The following is an 18,759-nucleotide window of genomic DNA, read 5'->3' as shown; positions in this document are numbered from 1 at the left end:
GGTCGGTACACGGTCAGGTGGGAGGAAGGTTACGACCTGGTAGCTCCCTGCGACAGCCTCTGCGGCCTACCTGTGTCCAAACCGTGCACCGCAAGCATTTCCTCCACCGTAGCCGACCACGAGTACTCCTGCGCACGGCACCGCGCCGCGGCCCGTGCCGGTGCGCCCAGGTCGGCGAGCTCGGCGACCGCCCGGGCCATCGCGGCCGGATCCGGTGGTGCCGTGCGCCCGGCGTCGCCGACGACGAGCTCCGGCAACGCCCCGGAGGAGCTGGCGACCACTGGCGTCCCGGAGGCCATCGCCTCCAGCGCCGCCAGCCCGAACGTCTCGTACGGCCCGGGCGCGGCGACCACGTCGACGCTCGCCAGGATCGACGCCAGCCGTTCGCGGTCGGCGACGAACCCGGCCATGGTGACCGGCTTACCGACGGCCTGCGCCGCCACGAGATCACGCACCGAGCCGTCCCCGCAGACCACCAGCCGGGCACGCACGCCGAGCCGGCGCAGTTCGTCGGCCATCGGCACCAGCAGGTCCGGGCGCTTCTCCGGCGACAGCCGCACGGCAGTCGCGATGACCACCTCCGCGCCGCGCGCCAGCTGGGTGCGCAGCGCCGGGTCGCGGCGGCTCGGATGGAAGGTCTCCAGGTCGATGCCGAGCGGCACGTGGGCGAGGTTCGGCACGCCCACGCGGACGAACTCCTCGGCCGCCCACCGGGTGGTGCACACGACCGTGTCGAACGACGCGGCCAGCCTGCGGTTCCATGCGTTCGCGATCCGCGCGGTCGGCAGCGCGCGGCCGAGATGAAACCGCAGCAGCGCGTCCAGCCGTTCGTGCGAGAAGACGACGGCGCCGATCCCGCGGCGGCGGGCCCACGGGCCGATCCGGCCCAGCGTCAGCCGGTCGGACACCTCGACCCGGTCCGGCGCGACCGCGGCGAGCAGGTCCTCGACGGTGCGCCATGCCGTGATCATGCGGTAACCGCCGGTGCCGGGGATCGTCGGCGCGGCGATCTCGACGAGGCGCCCGTACCCGGTCGTCCTCGTCGTGTTCCGCTCCCCCGGCACGACGGCGACGACCTCGTGTCCGGCCGCGGCGTAGCCGTCCGCCAGGTGCCGCATCATCGTCCGGATGCCACCGGAGTGCGGCGCGACGAAGTTGGCCGCCTGCAGGATGCGCACGCCAGCATCGTGCAGGCGCCGTGCGTGCGCCGGGGGACGGCGACGTGACACCCCAGTGAACATCGCCGCCCCGTCCCCATGATCATCGGCACTTTCCGGGCCATATGGCCGGTAAGTGCCGATGATCATGGGAGCGAGCAGCACGGTCGGGTGGGCGGGCCCGATCATCGTCAGGTAGAACGGACGTCATGAACAGGACCGCGGTGGACACGCACGAGAACTGGCTCGATCCGGAAGACCTCGAGTTCGCCCGGCGGCGGCTACCGATCCTGTACGTCAACGCGGTACCGACACGGGTCGACGACACCGGCGTCGTGACCGCGTTCGGACTGCTCCTGCGCTCCACCCCCGAGGGCGAGATCCATCGCGAGCTCGTCGCCGGACGGGTCATGCACCACGAACGCGTCCGCGACGCGCTGAAACGCCACATCGAGAAGGACCTCGGACCGCACGCCCTGCCGCAGATCCCGGCCTCACCACTGCCGTTCACGGTCGCCGAGTACTTCCCGACGCCCGGGGCCAGCGCCTACCACGACCCGCGCCAGCACGCCGTGGCGCTCGCGTTCGTCATCCCGGTCACCGGCGACTGCACGCCCCGCCAGGACGCGCTCGACCTGGTGTGGCTGCCGCCGTCCGACGCCGCCGACGACGCCGTGCAGAAGGAGATGCTGGGCGGGCACGGGCTGCTGCTGCGCCAGGCGCTGGCCCATCTGGGCTACCCGCCGGCCGGCTGACCCCGGGGCCGACGCCCCTGCCGACACCACGAGGGCCCGCCGGGCGGCTCGGTCACTTCTTGGACGTCTGGCCGCCGGCGGAGTCCGACGAGAGCGCGGCGATGAACGCCTCCTGCGGCACCTCGACCCGCCCGACCATCTTCATCCGCTTCTTGCCTTCCTTCTGCCGCTCCATCAGCTTGCGCTTACGGGTGATGTCACCGCCGTAGCACTTGGCCAGGACGTCCTTGCGGATGGCACGGATGTTCTCGCGGGCGATGATGCGCGACCCGACGGCCGCCTGCACCGGAACCTCGAACTGCTGGCGCGGGATGAGCTCCTTGAGCTTCGTGGCCATCGCCACGCCGTAGCCGTACGCCTTGTCCTTGTGCACGATGGCACTGAACGCGTCGACCGGCTCGCCCTGGAGCAGGATGTCGACCTTGACGAGGTCCGCCTCCTGGTCGCCGACGGCTTCGTAGTCCAGGCTGGCGTAGCCGCGGGTCCGCGACTTGAGCGCGTCGAAGAAGTCGAACACGATCTCGGCGAGGGGCAGCGCGTAACGCAGCTCGACCCGGTCCTCGGACAGGTAGTCCATGCCCTGCAGCGACCCGCGCCGGGACTGGCACAGCTCCATGATCGCGCCGACGAACTCGCTCGGCGCGATCAGCGTGGCGCGCACGCTCGGCTCGCTGACCGAGGCGATCTTGCCCGTCGGGAACTCGCTCGGGTTCGTGACAATGATTTCGGAGCCGTCCGCATCACCTTCTAGCAACACCCGGTAGATGACGTTGGGCGCGGTGGAGATCAGGTCGAGCCCGTACTCGCGCTCCAGCCGCTCGCGGACGATCTCGAGATGCAGCAGACCCAGGAACCCGCACCGGAAGCCGAACCCCAGCGCGCTGGACGTCTCGGGCTCGTAGACCAGGGCGGCGTCGTTGAGCTTGAGCTTGTCCAGCGCGTCACGCAGGACCGGATAGTCGGACCCGTCCAGCGGGTAGAGCCCGGAGAACACCATCGGTTTGGCTTCGCGGTATCCGGGCAGCGGCTCGGGGGCCGGAGCGGACGCCGACGTCACCGTGTCGCCGACCTTCGACTGCCGGACGTCCTTGACACCGGTGATGAGGTAGCCGACCTCGCCGACGCCGAGACCCGCGGTCGGTTTCATCTCCGGCGAGATGACGCCGATCTCGAGCAGCTCGTGCGTCGCCTTGGTGGACAGCATCAGGATGCGCTCGCGCGGCGACAACTCGCCGTCGACCACGCGCACGTAGGTCACGACGCCGCGGTAGCTGTCGTAGACGCTGTCGAAGATCATCGCCCGGGCCGGGGCGTCGGCGTCACCCTCGGGAGGCGGCACCTCGGAGACGATGCGCTCGAGCAGTTCCTCGACGCCCTCGCCCGTCTTGCCGCTCACCCGCAGGACGTCGTCCGGCGAGCCGCCGATCAGGTGCGCGATCTCGGCCGCGTACTTCTCCGGCTGCGCCGCCGGCAGGTCGATCTTGTTCAGCACGGGGATGACCTGCAGATCGTGCTCCATGGCGAGGTACAGGTTGGCCAGCGTCTGCGCCTCGATGCCCTGCGCGGCGTCGACCAGCAGGACTGCCCCTTCGCATGCCGCGAGGCTGCGGCTGACCTCGTAGGAGAAGTCGACGTGACCCGGCGTGTCGATGAGGTTGAGCGCGTACGTCCGGCCGGCGAACTCACCCTCCGACGACGTGAACGGGAGGCGGACCGCCTGGCTCTTGATGGTGATGCCGCGCTCGCGCTCCAGGTCCATCCGGTCGAGGTACTGCGCTCGCATGGACCGGTCCTCGACCACGCCGGTGAGTTGCAGCATCCGGTCGGCCAGGGTCGACTTGCCGTGGTCGATGTGAGCGATGATGCAGAAGTTCCGTAGCAGCTCCGGCGGCGTCGCGGAGGGCACGGGCGCATTCACACTGGCAGGCACGCAGCGTCCTCAAGACTTCCTGTTCGGTGGGTGTGCGGCCGGCGGCTCGGGACCGGCCGGCTCCTCCATCATCCCATGCTCACGGCCCCCGCTCACAGCGCAGCCGACGCGCCGAACACCCCGGCTGGCGCCCGGGAGCTCGCGGGCGTCATAGTGTGCCTCGTCGAATGGTCCCGCGTACCGGGAGTCTCACATGCCACGCCCGCTCGTCGTCGCCTTCGTCACCACGGCGCTGCTCGCGCTGTCCGTGGTGCCGTCCTCGGGCACGCCCGGCCCGGACGACGAGCCGGACCGTGCCTCACGGGCCAGGGACGCGCAGGTGGACGTCCGCCGCTGGAGCGGTAGCGCCGACTGGCGGTCGGGCACGTCGCAGGGCGTGTGGGTACTGCCCGGTCCGCACGCCGGCGTGATGATGAGCACTCCCGCCGGCACCACCGACTACACCGACCCGAACACCGGCGCCACCACCAGCTGGGAGTACGCCACCTGGACGTCGCCGTTCACCGAGCTCGACTTCGCCGCGAACGAGCTCGTGCCCTCGTGGAACGCCTCGACACCGCACGGCACGTGGATCTCGGTCGAACTGCGTGCCACGTACACCGACGGCGAGACCTCACCGTGGTACGACCTGGGGAACTGGGCCACCGGCGACACCAGCATCCGGCGCACCAGCGTCCCGGACCAGTCCGACGGCCGCAGCGCCGTGCACACCGACACCGTGGCCGTCGAGGACGGCGCCGACGTGCTGATCCGCGGGTACGAGCTCCGGCTGCGCCTGCACCGCTCACCTGGGTCGCTGGCGACACCGCGGGTGTGGTCCATCGGCTCGATGGCCTCGCACGTACCCGAGCGCTTCGCGGTGGAGCCGAGCCGGGGCAGCATCGCCTGGGGCACCGAGCTGGACGTTCCACGGCGCTCGCAGAACATCCACAGCGGCAACTACCCGGAGTACGGCGGTGGCGGTGAGGTGTGGTGCAGCCCGGCGTCGACCACCATGGTCATGGAGTACTTCGGCGCCGGCCCGTCCAGCACCGAGATGGACTGGATCGAGCCCGGCTACACCGACCCGCAGGTCGCCCATGCCGCGCGGGTGACCTGGGACCACGCCTACCAGGGCGCCGGCAACTGGCCGTTCAACACCGCCTACGCCGCCTCGTCCGGCAAGCTCGACGCGTTCGTCACCCGTCTGCGTTCCCTCGACGACCTCGAACGGCTGATCGCGGCGGGCATCCCGGTGGTCACGTCGCAGTCGTTCACCGCGGACGAGCTCGACGGCGCCGGCTACGGCACCGCCGGGCACCTGTTCGTCGTCGTGGGATTCACGGCGGACGGCGACGTCGTGGTCAACGACCCCGCCGCCGACTCGAACGACTCCGTCCGGCGGGTGTATCCGCGTGAGCAGTTCGAACGGGTGTGGCTGCGGACGCAGCGCCGCCTCGCCGACGGATCGGTCGCGGGCGGCTCCGGTGGTATCGCCTACGTCATCCGCCCGTACGACGTCCCGCTCCCGGACGGCGGCCACGGCTCCTGGTGACCCAGCCGCGCGGCGTGCACGGTTGCCGCATCCTTGCGTGTGTGAGCGCTCCTTACTGCGAAAAGCGACGCGTGCGGGCCCAATCACCGCGTCATTCGACGCTGACACGCGCAAGGACCGCTCACGGGTGGCGAGGGATCAGCCGGATTCGCAGGGACGCCGTCGCGGCTGGTACGCTTGCTCATCGCGCGTCCGCCGAGGTCGCGGATGCGCCGGAGTACCTCACGCCGCCCACGGTGGTTCCCCACCGCCGTGTGTCCCGAGGATATCCGACGCCCTCTTGACCTGTCCGATCGAAGCGAAGGCACACGTCCGTGGCGAACATCAAGTCCCAGAAGAAGCGCATGCTCACCAACGAGAAGGCGCGGCTGCGCAACCGGTCGGTGAAGTCCGAGCTCAAGACGGCGATCCGCCAGTTCCAACAGGCGGCCGCCAACGGCGACACCGAACGCGCGACCGCGGCGGCCCGCAGCGCCTCCCGCAAGCTCGACAAGGCGGTGTCCAAGGGCGTCATCCACAAGAACCAGGCGGCCAACCGCAAGTCGTCCATCGCGAAGCGTGCCTCCATGCTCTGACGACCGTCGACGCGCGAGACGGCGCCGTGCCCCACACCGGGGCGCGGCGCCGTTTCTCGTGCTCCGACCGCTGCGCGTGACAGGTCCCGGCGAGCGCTCGGCGCCGCCCTGACCGACCACCGGCGGCGCGAGACGCGGACACCACGTCGCTTGCCCTGGCACGGCCGACTGGTCGGCCGCGGGGGTTGACCGACGGATTGTGAGCGTTCACACTAGTGCGCCAAGCGCGCCGGCGCCGGCGACGACCACACCGAGTCACACCAGAACCGAACCCGAAAGCCATTGATCCGCCCGACATTCGAACCGGTTCGAAACACCACCGACAAGCTCAGGAGCAGCAACGATGGTGCACACGAGACCACGACCACGTACCGCCGTGTCAGCCATGCTCGCCATGGCGCTGGGCACTCTCGCGTTGGCCGGCGGCCAGGACGTCCCGGCCGCGGCCACCGACGTCCCTGAACCCGCGCTCCACTACAACTTCGATTCCGGCGATCCGACCAGCGGCGTCATCACCGACGCATCCGGCAACGGGCTCGACGGCACGCTGGTCAACGGTTCCACCGCCTCGCTCGTCGACGGCGTGGGCGACGGCACCGCCCTCGACCTGCCCGGCGGCTCCAGCTCCGACGGCGCACACGTCGAGCTGCCGGCCGCGGCACTGGACGGCGCCACCGACCTGACCGTCTCCGCGCGGGTCCGGTGGGACGGGACCAGCGCCCCCTGGCAATGGATCTACGCGCTCGGATCGGACACCACGAGGTACCTGTTCAGCACGCCGAGCAACGGCGACGGCGACCTGCGCACGGCCGTCACGACCTCGGGTGCCGGCGGCGAGGCCCAGGTCACCGGGTCCGCGGCGCTTCCGGCGCAGGAGTGGAAGTCCGTCACCGTCACGCTCGACACCGACGCCGGACGGGTCACCACCTATCTCGACGGCGCCCCGGTCGGATCCGCGCCGACCACCGTGTCCGCGGACCAGCTCGTCGACGACGCCACGTCCACCGCGGGCTACATCGGCAACTCGTTCTACCCCGACCCGCTGTTCGCCGGTGCCGTCGACGACTTCCGGATCTACCGGTCCGCGCTGACCGGCGACCAGGTCGCGGAGCTGCACCCCGGTGAGGTTCCGGTACCGACCGGCCTGTCGCAGGACACGTTCGAGGTGAGCACCAGGACCGGGGTCGCCCCGGAGCTCCCGCGCGCCGTCGACGCGACCTACTCCGACGGCTACGACCGCGAGGTGCCGGTCGAGTGGGACGACGTCGATCCCGGCGCCTACGGGCAGCCCGGCACGTTCACCGTCGCCGGAACCGTCGGCAGCCTGCCCGTGACGGCAGAGATCACCGTCGTCCGCAACGAGCTCACCGTGGACCTCGCGCAGAACACCGGCGCGTTCCACGGCGGCGCGTCGGGCAGCCTGTACGGCCTCTACGGCGACGGCGTGCCCACCAGCAACATCATCGAGGGCATGAACGTGCGCAGCGTCGCCACCAAGGGGCAGGACGGCGCGCAGCACCCCGGGTCGGACGCGCTCGAGGTGGTGAAGCCACTGGCCGACGCGACCGACGGCGACGTCTACGTCCGCACCACCGACTTCTACCGGGGCTTCCCGTACCAGTGGCCCGGCGACACCCCGCAGGAGAAGCTCTCCGGGTACATGGACGTCCTGGAGCGCCAGCTCGACCAGATCCGCGAGCTCGACCCCGAGTACCGCGACAACATCGTCGTCGAGCCGTTCAACGAGCCCGAAGGGAACATGTTCGGCACCGGCGAGTGGAGCTACAACGGCGTCAGCTGGCTGGACGACCCGGCCGACTACTTCCGCGCCTGGGACCGCGCCTATGCCATGATCAAGGAGAAGCTGCCCGGCGTCCGGGTCTCGGGCCCGAACACCAGCGCGCTCTACGACGAGGTCAAGGGGTTCCTCGAGCACGCGGTCGAGGCCGGGACGGTGCCGGACGTCATCACCTGGCACGAACTGAGCCACCCGGAAAACGTCCGTGACTCGGTCGCGAGGTACCGGCAGTGGGAGGCCGAGGTCTTCGCGGGCACTCCGCACGAGGGCACCGAACTGCCGATCAACATCAACGAGTACGCGTTCAACTACCACACCTCCGTCCCCGGCCAGATGATCCAGTGGATCTCCGCCATCGAGGAGTCGAAGGTCGACGCGATGATGGCGTTCTGGAACATCAACGGCAACCTCTCCGACAGCGCCGTGCAGGCCAACCGCGGCAACGGCCAGTGGTGGCTGTTCAACACCTACGCCGGCATGAGCGGGCACACCGTCCGGGTGAGCCCGCCGTTCCCCGGCGAGAACTACACCATGCAGGGCGTGGCCACGCTCGACGAACGGAAGCAGCAGGCCAGGGCGCTGTTCGGCGGCTCGGACGGGACCGGGCACGTCACGTTCGACAACGTGCCGGCCGATCTGCTCGGCGAGCGGGTCCACGCGTGGATCAGGGAGATCCCCTGGACCGGGCAGATCGGCGACTCCCCCCAGCCGGAGATCATCGCCGAGCGGAACGTCGAGGTGACCGACGGCTCGGTGAGCTTCGACTTCGGCGAGGACCTCCCGGCCATGAAGGAGTCCTCCGCGTACGAGATCGTGCTGACGCCGGCCGGTGACGGCACGGCGGCCGCGGTCCCCCCGCAGCTGTGGGAGCGTTCGTACGAGGCCGAGGACGCCGAGTACACCGGATCGGGCTACAGCCTGAACGGCCCCGAGGGCTCGCCGGACGACGTGTCGAAGTTCTACACCTCCGGCGGGTTCGACGTGGGCGGCTTGCGAACCGGTTCGGACGGGGTGCTCGACTTCACCGTCGACGTGCCGAAGGACGGCACGTACGACCTGAGCGTCTTCGCCAACTCCCTCAACACGCACGACCTCGTGCAGGAGCAGGGCCCCACCAACGTGTTCGTCCGCGTCGACGGCAAGGCGGAACAGGAGCTGTTCCTCCCGCTGGGGTACAAGTGGGTGGTCTGGGACCACGCGGACACCACCGTCGAGCTGACCGAGGGCAAGCACACCATCTCGCTGGCCGCGCGCAGCCTCGACGGGTCCGGGGCGACCACGGGTGACGCGCTCATCGACCGGATCACGCTGTCCCTGCCCGACCCGGAGGCGAGCAGCACGATCTACGAGGCCGAGACGGCCGGCCTGAACGGCGCGGACCCGGTCTACGCGGACCCGCGGGTGAAGCGCCGCGGCGCCACCGGCTCCGGTGCGGTCGAGATCGGCGAGGGCGACACGGCGACGTTCTGGGTGTACTCCGAGAAGGACGCGGAGTCGACCATCGACGTCCACACGCTCGGCGGTGGCACCACACAGCTCGCCGTCAACGGCGAGGACGTGATGCGGGTGGCGCCCAAGACGTCGGCGGTCGCGGTCTCGCTTTCCGGCGGCATCAACAAGGTCACGCTCACCGGGCGAGCCGGGCGCTCGCTCATCGACCGGCTCGAGGTCCGGCCGGGCACCGACGTCCTCGAGACGACCAGCTACCAGGCGGAGGAGGCCACCACCACGGGCTCCGCCGAGGTCACCTCGCTCTCGCTGGCCAGCGGCGGCTCCGCGGTCAGCGGAATCGGCGGCGAGCCGGGCAACTCGAACACCCTGGAGTTCGATGTCACGGTGGACGAGCCCGGCACGTACGCGATGCGGGTCCGCTACGCCAACCCGGAACAGTCCGAGGCTTCGCACTACAACCCGAACCCGATGGCCCGGCGCGCGGACATCTCGGTCAACGGCGACGCACGGCGCAGCGTGCTGTTCCCAGGCTCGTTCCACGAGAACAACTTCTGGGAGCTGACCGTTCCGGTGCGGCTGGAGGCGGGGGCCAACACGGTCGTGTTCTCGTCGGAGGAGAAGCCGAACTTCGACGGCGAGACGTACAGCGACGACCTGTGGCCGGGCATCCACCTGCGTTCGCAGTACGCACCGATCATCGACACGATCTCGGTGACGAGGTTCAGCAGCGCACGATTGCCGATGCCGTGATACCCACGGGTTGACAACGTGCGGGGTGCCGGGCCGGCGCTACCGAGGGCCGGCTCGGCACCCCGTCGACGGACAGGCGTCGAACCGGTTCGGCGTGACGAGGAGGCGAATGTGGTCACCATCGGTGATGTGGCGCGTGCCGCCGGGGTTTCGCGCAGCACAGCGTCGTACGCGCTGTCCGGCAAGCGGTCCATCTCCGCCGAGGTACGACAGCGCGTCGACGACGCGGTCCGCGAGCTCGGCTACACCGCCAACGCCGGAGCACGCGCGCTCGCCACCTCCGAGACGATGGTGATCGGCCTGCTGGCGCAGTTCCACGAGGACGAGTTCGCACCGGCCATGTTGCAGTACATGCTCGGTGTCTCGGACACCGCCCGCGAGCTCGACTACGACATCCTGCTGGTCACCGAGTCGGACGGCGCACGCGCGCTGCGCCGGATCACCGACTCCAGGATGGTCGACGGCGTCGTGCTGCTCAACGTCGCCGAGGACGACAAGCGCCTGCCGGTCCTGCGTGCGGCGCCGCAGCCGGGCGCGCTCGTGGGACTGCCCGGCGACTGCTCCAGCCTGGACGTCTTCGACCTCGACTTCGAAGAGGCCGGCCGGATGATGGTCGACCACATGCACCGGCTCGGCCATCGCGAGCTGATCCTGGTCTCGCAGCCCGAGCACGTCGTCGAGCGCGGTGGCGCGTACGTCTGGCGGCTGCAGGACGCGGCCCTGGAGCAGGCCAGGATCCGCGGCGTCCGGCTGCACGCGGTGTTCGGCGAGTCCAAGCAACCCGCCGTCGGGCAACTGCTCAACTCCCTACTGGACACGCACCCGGGCGCCACCGGGCTGCTGCTCAACAACGAGGCCGCCGCGGCCGCGCTGCCGTCCGTGCTGCACGCACGCGGGCTCAGCGCACCCGCGGACCTGTCCGTCATCGGCCGCTACTCGGACGAGTTCGCGCGCACCTTCTCGCTGCCGTTCTCGTCGATCGAGAGCGCACCCGACCGGCTCGGCCGGATGGCGGTGCGCCAGCTCGTCCGCCGGATCGAGTCGCCGGAGGCCAGGAACCAGCCGCACGTCGTGCGGTTCGTCTCCCCCGAGCTCGTCGACCGCGGGAGTACCGCGGCCCCGCCCACCTGATCCATCCGAATCCATACGGTTCTAGGAGGAACACCGTGAAGCGCTTCTCCACCCCGGTCCGCGCCGTGAGCGCGGCCGGAACGGCGGTCCTGTGCATCGCCGGGCTGTCCGCCTGCTCGTCGTCCGACGACAGCGCGCAAGCCGGCAGCGACACCTACACCTGGTGGGACCCGTACCCCCAGCACGACGAGTCGTCCGACTGGGCCCAGCGCGTCGCCGCCTGCGGCGACGAAGCCGGCGTGACCATCGAGCGCACCGCCTACGACACCACCGCGCTCACCAACCAGGCGCTGCTGGCCGCGCAGGAGGGCAACTCGCCGGACATCATCCTGCTGGACAACCCCGCGGTCTCCACGCTCGCCGACGCCGGCATGCTCACCACGATGTCCGAGTTCGGGCTGGACACCTCCCGGTTCGACGAGAACCTGCTGGCCGCCGGGGTCGTCGGCGGCGACGCGTACGGCATCCCGATCGGCGCCAACACGCTCTCGCTCTACTACAACAAGACGATCCTGGACGCCGCCGGCGTCGACCCGGCCTCCATCACCGACTGGCAGTCGCTGACCGCGGCGCTCGAGAAGGTCGTCGCGAACGGCGACAAGGGCATCACCTTCGCCGGCATCGGCACCGAGGAGGGCTCGTTCCAGTTCCTGCCGTGGTTCTGGGGCGCGGGCGCGGACCTGCGCGATCTCGACTCTCCCGAGGCCGTCGCGGCGCTCGAGCTGTGGAAGGGATGGCTCGACGCCGGCTACGCGCCGAACACGGTGATCAACAACTCCCAGAACACGACCTGGGAGGAGTTCCTCACCGGCAGGTTCGCGTTCGCCGAGAACGGCACCTGGCAGGTGAACAGCGCCGCCGAGGCCGAGTTCCCGACCGGTGTCATCCAGATCCCCGGCCGGGACGGCGGCGTCGCGCAGACACCCACCGGCGGCGAGTTCATCACCGCGCCGGTCCAGGAGGACGAGGCTCGTTACGACGTCACCAAGCAGATCGTCGAGTGCATGACCACGCCGGAGGGTCTCGTCAAGACCGCGAACACGTTCGCCTACTACATCCCGTCGACGCAGGCCGGGCAGAAGGAACTGCTGGCGCAGCATCCCGAGCTCGAGACGTGGGTCGAGGCGGTGCGCAACGCCAAGGGCCGCACCAGCGACGACCTCGGCACCGACTACCCGAAGATCTCCGAGGCACTGTGGACGGCCGTGCAGAAGGCGCTGAGCGGCTCGATGAGCCCGAAGGATGCGCTGGCCGAGGCGCAGTCCAATGCCGAGGCTGAGATCGAGTGACCTTCGGCCGCGGGGGCTCTGTACGAGTCAAACGAGGAACCATGACATGAGATCCACCAGCCCCAAGACCGCCGGCGGCACCGAAGCCGACGGCCGGGAGGCGGTCGTGACGCCGCCTTCCGGCCCGTCCGGCGGCCGCGTGGACGGTCCGCCCGAGAACGTCGCCCGCAGATCCCGGCTACGCGAGCCGCGGTGGGCGGCCCTCGGGTTCATCGCGCCGCTGCTCGCCTACCTGGCGATCTTCTACGCGTACCCGCTGTACCGCAACGTCGACCTCAGCCTGCACGACTACACGCCCCGCGCGTTCGTGATGGGCAACCCGGAGTTCCTCGGCCTGGCCAACTACGTCGACGTCGTCACGTCGGACGCGTTCGGCCTGGCGCTGCGGAACACGGCGCTGTTCACGTTCGTGTCGATCGCCGCGCAGTACGCCGTCGGGCTCGCCCTGGCGGTGTTCTTCCACAACAACTTCCGGCTGTCCGGGCTGCTGCGCGGGATGTTCCTGATCCCGTGGCTGCTGCCGTGGATCGTCTCGGCGTCCACGTGGTCGTGGATGATGAACAGCGAGAACGGGATCGTGAACTCCGTGCTGGAGTCCTTCGGGATCGGCCAGATCAACTGGCTGACCTCGCCGGACTGGGCGTTGACCTCCGTCATCATCGCCAACATCTGGCTCGGCATCCCGTTCAACCTGGTGATCCTCTACGCCGGCCTGCAGAACATCCCGAAGGACCTGTACGAGGCGGCCGCCCTGGACGGCGCGAGCGTGTGGCAGCAGTTCTGGCGGGTCACCTTCCCGCTGCTGCGGCCGGTGTCCGCGGTGACGCTGCTGCTCGGGCTGATCTACACGCTCAAGGTCGTCGACGTGATCTGGATCATGACCACGGGCGGCCCCGGCAACTCGTCGACCACGCTGGCGATCTGGTCCTACCGCGAGGCCTTCGGCACCGGCCAGCCGGAGTTCTCCCCCGCCGCCACCGTGGGGAACCTGCTGATCGTCATCGCGCTGGTCTTCGGCTTCGTCCATCTCTACCTCCAGCGACGGCAGGAGCGGACATGACGGCACGCATGTGGTGGAAGACGGCCCTGGGCATCCTGTTCACCGCGCTGATGCTCTTCCCGGTCTACTGGATGTTCAACGTGTCGCTGACCAAGACGAGCGACATGCGTGCGGACCCGCCGCACTGGTTCCCGTGGGACCCGACCTTCGTCGGGTTCTCGGATGTGTTCGCCCAGCAGCTTCCGGCGCTGGTCACCAGCCTCGTCATCGGCCTCGGCTGCGTGGCGCTCACGCTGGCGATCTCGGCGCCGGCCGGGTTCTCGATCGCCAAGCTCCGGCCGCGGGGCGCGGGACCGCTGAACTTCACGCTGCTGGTGGCGCAGATGATCCCGAGCGTGGTGATGGCGATGGGCTTCTACGCCATCTACGTCCGGCTCGGCTGGCTGAACACCGTCTGGGGCCTGATCATCGCGGACTCGACGATCGCCGTGCCGTTCGGCGTGCTGCTGTTCACGGCGTTCATGTCCGGGATCCCGCAGGAGCTGATGCACGCGGCCAAGATCGACGGCGCGGGCGCGTGGCGCACGTTCCGCTCGGTGGTCCTGCCGGTGAGCAGGAACGCGATGCTGACCGTCTCGCTGTTCGCGTTCCTCTGGGCGTGGTCGGACTTCATCTTCGCCTCGACGCTCAACCGCAACGGCGACCAGATCCCGATCACGCTGAGCATCTACAGCTACATCGGGAACAACACGACACAGTGGAACTCGATCATGGCCACCGCCGTGGTCGCGTCCATTCCCGCCGCCGTGCTGCTCGTCGTCGCGCAGCGCTACGTGGCCGGCGGCGTCACCGCCGGCGCCATCAAGGACTGACCGCCACCGGCCGGCAACGGCGGGCCCCGGCCGGCAACCGACGCCCCGCCCGGGGCAACCGACGCCGTGCCGGCGGGCAACCGACGCCCGCCGGCAGGCGGGCCCTGACCTGCCGCGCCACCACTCTCCATCTCCGAGGAGCACCATCCATGGTCTCGTTCCACCGCACGCCGAACGGCCTCGAGGTCCGGCACCGCCACGAAGTCCTGACCATCGAAGCCTGGGGCGCCGACAGCGTCCGCGTCCGCGCGGCGCAGTACCGGATCCCTTCGGAGAGTCACGGAGCGCTCGACGTCGCGCCCGCGGCCGACCCGCCGGCCATCGACGTCGACGACGGCTCGGCACGAATCGTGCACGGCGAGCTCACCGTCGACGTGACCTTCGACCGCGAGGCGCCCTACCCGGAGCCGCTGCTGACCTTCACCCGGACGAGTACCGGCGCCGAGCTCCTCGCCGAGAGCCGGGAGCACTTCTGGTTGCCCGGCGCGCGGCACTTCCAGGGCAACCGGTCCGGTGCGTACGAGATCCACCAGCGGTTCGCGGCGTACCCGGACGAGCGGCTCTACGGGCTGGGCCAGCGCACGCACGGCCGGCTGGACATCAAGGGGCTGACGCTCGACCTGGTTCAGCGCAACGCCGAGGTGTCGATCCCGTTCGTGCTCTCCAGCCGCGGCTACGGGCTGCTGTGGAACATCCCCGCCGTCGGACGGGTCGAGTTCGCCGAGAACGGCACCCGCTGGCAGGCGGGCCAGGCGCGGGAGATCGACTACTGGATCACCGCCGCGCCGACGCCGGCCGGGATCCTCGCCCGCTACGCCGACGCGACCGGGCACGCCCCGGACCTGCCCGCATGGGCCAGCGGGTTCTGGCAGAGCAAGCTGCGCTACCTCGACCAGGAGGAGCTGCTCGGCGTCGCCCGGGAGCACCGGCGCCGCGGACTCCCGCTGTCGGTCGTCGTCACCGACTACTTCCACTGGTCCGCGATGGGCGACTACCGCTTCGACCCCGCGGAGTGGCCGGATCCGCGGGCCATGGTGGCCGAGCTGGCGCAGATGGACGTCGAGCTCATGGTCTCGGTCTGGCCCACGGTCTCGCCGCTGTCGGAGAACTTCGCCGAGTTCCGCGACCGTGGCCTGCTGGTCGGCTCCGACCAGGGCGTCGAGTTCCACCAGACCATCCAGGACAAGGGCATGGCCGCCCCGATGCCGGTCGCGTTCTACGACCCGACCAACCCCGCGACCCGCCAGTACGTCTGGGACCTGATCCGCCGCAACTACCTCGACCACGGCATCCGGGTCTTCTGGCTGGACGCGTCCGAGCCCGAGCTGAACCCGGCCCACCCGCAGAACCTGACCATGTACGCGGGCCCGGGGGCGGAGGTCGCGAACATCTACCCGCGGGACAACGCCCGGCTGTTCGCCGAGGGGATGGCCACCTCCGGGCGGGAGCCGACCGTGCTGCTGTGCCGCTCCGCCTGGGCCGGCTCCCAGCGGTACGGCGCGGCGGTGTGGTCCGGAGACATCCCGGCCACGTGGGAGTCGCTGCGCCGGCAGCTGCGCGCCGGGCTGAACATCGCGATCTCCGGCATCCCCTGGTGGACCACCGACATCGGCGGCTTCCACGGCGGCGACGCCCGCGACCCCGCATACCGGGAACTGATGATCCGCTGGTTCCAGTACGGCGTGTTCTGTCCCCTGTTCCGGCTGCACGGAGACCGCGAGCCCCGCACCCCGACGTCGTACGCGCAGACCGGCGGCCCGAACGAGATCTGGTCGTACGGTGACGAGGCCCATGAGATCATCTCCGGCCTGTTGCAGCTGCGTGAGCGGCTGCGGCCGTACATCCACGAGCAGATGACGGCCGCGTCGCGGGCCGGGCTGCCGCCGATGCGCCCGCTGTTCGTGGACCACCCCGCGGACCCGCGGGCATGGGACGTCGACGACGAGTTCCTCTTCGGGCCGGACATTCTGGTCGCGCCGGTGACGCACCCCGGGCAACGGTCCCGCCGCGTCTACCTGCCCGCCGGGACGCGCTGGGTCGACGCCGCCACGGGTGAGGCCGTCGACGGCGGCCGCACGCGTGAGGTCGACAGCCCGATCGACCGGATTCCCGTCTTCACCCGCGAGGGTGCCGACATCCCCCTGTCCGCATGACCGCAAGGAGCAACGTGACTGCGCAACGCACGTCGACCGGCACCGACCCCACCGGAGGGCGACCGGTCGTCCCCTCGCTCGGACGGCGACGGCCGCTCGGGGTGAACGAGATCGAGCTGACCGGCGGGTTCTGGGCGACGCTCCAGGCCACCAACGCGGCGGCCACGTTCGAGCACTGCGAGCACTGGATGGAACGGCTCGGGTGGCTGGCCAACTTCGACCGGGTGGCGGCGGGAACCACCGGCCCGGACCGGCCGGGCTGGTCGTTCTCCGACTCCGAGGTGTACAAGCTCATCGAGGCGTTGTGCTGGGAGTTCGCCCGATCCGGGGATCCCGTCGTCGATGACGCCGTGCGGCGGCTGACCGCGCGCATCGCGCCCGCCCAGGACCCGGACGGATACCTCAACACCTGTTACGGGCACCCGCAGCAGCAGCCGCGCTACAGCGATCCGGAGATGGGCCACGAGCTGTACTGCACCGGGCACCTGCTGCAGGCGGCCGTCGCCCGGCTGCGCACCACCGGCACGGACGAGCTGGTGCAGGTGGCCCGGCGGGCCGCGGATCACGTCTGCGAGACGTTCGGCGAGAACGGGCTGCGCGCCGTCTGCGGGCATCCCGAGATCGAGGTCGGGCTCGCCGAACTGGGCCGTGTCCTGGGCGAGGAGCGTTACCTGGAACAGGCACAGCTGTTCCTGGACCGACGTGGGCACGGCACACTGCGCGACATCCCGCTGGGCCGGGCCTACTTCCAGGACGACGTGCCGATCCGGAAGGCGGACACCTGGCGCGGGCACGCCGTGCGTGCGCTGTACCTCGCTGCCGCCGCGGTCGACGTCGCCGTGGAGCGCGACGACGGGGCGCTGCTCGACGCGGTGCAACGGCAATGGGCGCACGCCGTGGCGCGGCAGACGTACCTGACCGGGGGCATGGGCTCACGACACCAGGACGAGGGCTTCGGTTCGGACTGGGAGCTCCCGTCGGATCGCGCCTATTGCGAGACGTGCGCGGGCGTCGCGTCGGTCATGGTGTCGTGGCGGCTCTACCTCGCCACCGGTGAGGTCCGGTACGCCGACCTGATCGAGCGCACGTTCCTCAACGTCGTCGCGACCTCGCCGCGCTCCGACGGCCGGGCGTTCTTCTACGCGAACCCGCTGCACCAGCGCGTCGCCGACGACTGGCCCGGCGAGGACGGCGTGAGCCTGCGCGCGGAAAGCGGTGCGCGCGCGGCGTGGTTCGACGTGTCGTGCTGTCCCACGAACGTCGCGCGGACGCTGGCGAGCTGGCAGGCCTACGCGGCATCCGCGGGCGAACGCGACCTGACGTTTCTGCAGTTCACCGGGATGCGCGTCGACGCCGAGCTCGGCGACGGGCGGTCCGTCAGCGTCGACGTCGACACCGACTACCCCGACGACGGCCTCGTCCGGTTCCGGATCGTGCGAGCGCCCTCCGGGCCCGTGGCGCTCCGGCTGCGCGTGCCCGAATGGGCCGAGGACGCGCTGCTCGACGAGGGCGGGCGGCTGCGACGGGTACAGCCGGGGTTCGCGGTCGTGGACCGCGAGCTGGAGGACGGCGAAGAGCTGCGCCTGCAGCTGCCCACGGCCCCGCGCTTCACCTGGCCGGACCGGCACGTCGATGCCGTGCGAGGCTGCGTGGCCGTCGAGCGAGGACCGCTCGTGTACTGCGCGGAAGCGATCGACCTACCCGAAGGGGTCGACCTCGAGGACGTCGTGCTCGACACGGACACCGAACCCGTGGCACGTGACGGACGTGTGATCGTGCGGGCAGTGGTGCAGCCCGGACCGGAGGACTCCCGCTGGCCGTACCATCGGCGAGCGCCCTTGCTCGGCCCGTCCCGGTCGAACGAGCAGGCGCACGCCGACGGGATGGGCCCGGACGGGACCGGCCCGGACGAGACCCGCACGGACGGCTTCGACGTGACCCTCACCCCGTACCACCAGTGGGCCGAGCGGGAGCCGACTGCGATGCGGGTGTGGCTCCCGGTGCTCACCCGCTGACCGCCGCGGCGCAAGCGTTGGACGACGGCGTCGCTGCACCGTGGCCGCATCGCGGTACCCTGCACGACTGGCTCGGCTTCGTGGCTTGATGTCACGTCGTGGCCTCATGTCACGCGCAGAGCCCTTTTCCGGCCCCGGAACGTGACGGAAGACCACGACGTTACGCAGGGCCACGAGGCCATGACCTCGTGACCAGGTCGTTCAGGGTACGCCCGTCGCGGTTTGGGCCCGGTGCCGCCAGCGAGTTCCCAGCCGTGAAGAACTCGTGCGCGGGGTTCGCTGAGTGACCCGACAGACGCTGAGTGACCCGACAGACCCGGGGTGCAGACAAGAAGCCTGCTCCTGCCT

12 protein-coding genes are annotated in these 18,759 nt (G+C 70.3%); 10 read left to right on the top strand and 2 right to left on the bottom strand.

What is annotated here, in order from left to right; all coding sequences use genetic code 11:
• Positions 1-29 precede the first annotated feature (29 nt).
• Positions 30-1,178, bottom strand: a complete 1,149-nt coding sequence (locus CLV30_RS04165) for a glycosyltransferase (protein ID WP_165358432.1) — start codon at positions 1,176-1,178, stop codon at positions 30-32.
• Positions 1,179-1,366: 188 nt separating this feature from the next.
• Here CLV30_RS04165 and CLV30_RS04160 point away from each other — a divergent pair, with 188 nt between their 5' ends.
• Complete coding sequence (locus CLV30_RS04160; protein WP_106535907.1) at positions 1,367-1,912, top strand: NUDIX hydrolase family protein; 546 nt, start codon at positions 1,367-1,369, stop codon at positions 1,910-1,912.
• A gap of 52 nt (positions 1,913-1,964) precedes the next feature.
• Here the strand turns inward: CLV30_RS04160 and lepA are convergent, their stop codons facing one another.
• A complete protein-coding gene (lepA, locus tag CLV30_RS04155; RefSeq protein WP_106535906.1) occupies positions 1,965-3,842 on the bottom strand; it encodes a translation elongation factor 4 in 1,878 nt (625 codons plus the stop codon).
• Positions 3,843-4,035: 193 nt separating this feature from the next.
• Here lepA and CLV30_RS04150 point away from each other — a divergent pair, with 193 nt between their 5' ends.
• The 9 genes from CLV30_RS04150 to CLV30_RS04110 all read left to right on the top strand — a co-directional run bounded on the left by CLV30_RS04150 (position 4,036) and on the right by CLV30_RS04110 (position 18,411).
• Complete coding sequence (locus CLV30_RS04150) at positions 4,036-5,376, top strand: peptidase C39 family protein (RefSeq protein WP_106535905.1); 1,341 nt, start codon at positions 4,036-4,038, stop codon at positions 5,374-5,376.
• A gap of 314 nt (positions 5,377-5,690) precedes the next feature.
• Positions 5,691-5,951: a 30S ribosomal protein S20 gene (gene rpsT, locus CLV30_RS04145; RefSeq protein ID WP_106535904.1), complete on the top strand. Its 261-nt coding sequence runs from the start codon at positions 5,691-5,693 to the stop codon at positions 5,949-5,951.
• Positions 5,952-6,294: 343 nt separating this feature from the next.
• On the top strand, positions 6,295-9,951 hold the full coding sequence (locus tag CLV30_RS04140) for a LamG-like jellyroll fold domain-containing protein (RefSeq protein ID WP_106535903.1): 3,657 nt from the start codon (positions 6,295-6,297) through the stop codon (positions 9,949-9,951).
• Positions 9,952-10,062: 111 nt separating this feature from the next.
• The gene (locus CLV30_RS04135) at positions 10,063-11,082 is read left to right on the top strand and encodes a LacI family DNA-binding transcriptional regulator (protein WP_106535902.1); all 1,020 of its coding nucleotides are present in this window, start codon (positions 10,063-10,065) and stop codon (positions 11,080-11,082) included.
• A 35-nt stretch (positions 11,083-11,117) separates the two neighbouring features.
• A complete protein-coding gene (locus CLV30_RS04130; RefSeq protein WP_106535901.1) occupies positions 11,118-12,371 on the top strand; it encodes a sugar ABC transporter substrate-binding protein in 1,254 nt (417 codons plus the stop codon).
• Between the two features lie 46 nt (positions 12,372-12,417).
• Positions 12,418-13,431: a carbohydrate ABC transporter permease gene (locus tag CLV30_RS04125; protein WP_106535900.1), complete on the top strand. Its 1,014-nt coding sequence runs from the start codon at positions 12,418-12,420 to the stop codon at positions 13,429-13,431.
• The gene (locus CLV30_RS04120) at positions 13,428-14,243 is read left to right on the top strand and encodes a carbohydrate ABC transporter permease (protein WP_106535899.1); all 816 of its coding nucleotides are present in this window, start codon (positions 13,428-13,430) and stop codon (positions 14,241-14,243) included. Before CLV30_RS04125 ends, CLV30_RS04120 begins: the two co-directional genes overlap by 4 nt.
• A gap of 149 nt (positions 14,244-14,392) precedes the next feature.
• Positions 14,393-16,396, top strand: a complete 2,004-nt coding sequence (locus tag CLV30_RS04115) for a glycoside hydrolase family 31 protein (RefSeq protein ID WP_106535898.1) — start codon at positions 14,393-14,395, stop codon at positions 16,394-16,396.
• A gap of 14 nt (positions 16,397-16,410) precedes the next feature.
• Positions 16,411-18,411: a glycoside hydrolase family 127 protein gene (locus tag CLV30_RS04110; protein ID WP_205740436.1), complete on the top strand. Its 2,001-nt coding sequence runs from the start codon at positions 16,411-16,413 to the stop codon at positions 18,409-18,411.
• Positions 18,412-18,759: the final 348 nt, after the last annotated feature.

The organism is Haloactinopolyspora alba (assembly GCF_003014555.1).
Lineage (GTDB): Bacteria > Actinomycetota > Actinomycetes > Jiangellales > Jiangellaceae > Haloactinopolyspora > Haloactinopolyspora alba.
Note: the sequence above shows the minus strand (reverse complement) of the source record. Positions and strands in the feature narration are given on the sequence as shown.

Bases quoted from the DNA above. Each gene is read 5' to 3' on its own strand.
- CLV30_RS04160 (WP_106535907.1), top strand. From the start codon at position 1,367: ATGAACAGGACCGCGGTGGACACGCACGAGAACTGGCTCGATCCGGAA.
- CLV30_RS04150 (WP_106535905.1), top strand. From the start codon at position 4,036: ATGCCACGCCCGCTCGTCGTCGCCTTCGTCACCACGGCGCTGCTCGCG.
- CLV30_RS04140 (WP_106535903.1), top strand. From the start codon at position 6,295: ATGGTGCACACGAGACCACGACCACGTACCGCCGTGTCAGCCATGCTC.
- CLV30_RS04125 (WP_106535900.1), top strand. From the start codon at position 12,418: ATGAGATCCACCAGCCCCAAGACCGCCGGCGGCACCGAAGCCGACGGC.
- CLV30_RS04120 (WP_106535899.1), top strand. From the start codon at position 13,428: ATGACGGCACGCATGTGGTGGAAGACGGCCCTGGGCATCCTGTTCACC.
- CLV30_RS04115 (WP_106535898.1), top strand. From the start codon at position 14,393: ATGGTCTCGTTCCACCGCACGCCGAACGGCCTCGAGGTCCGGCACCGC.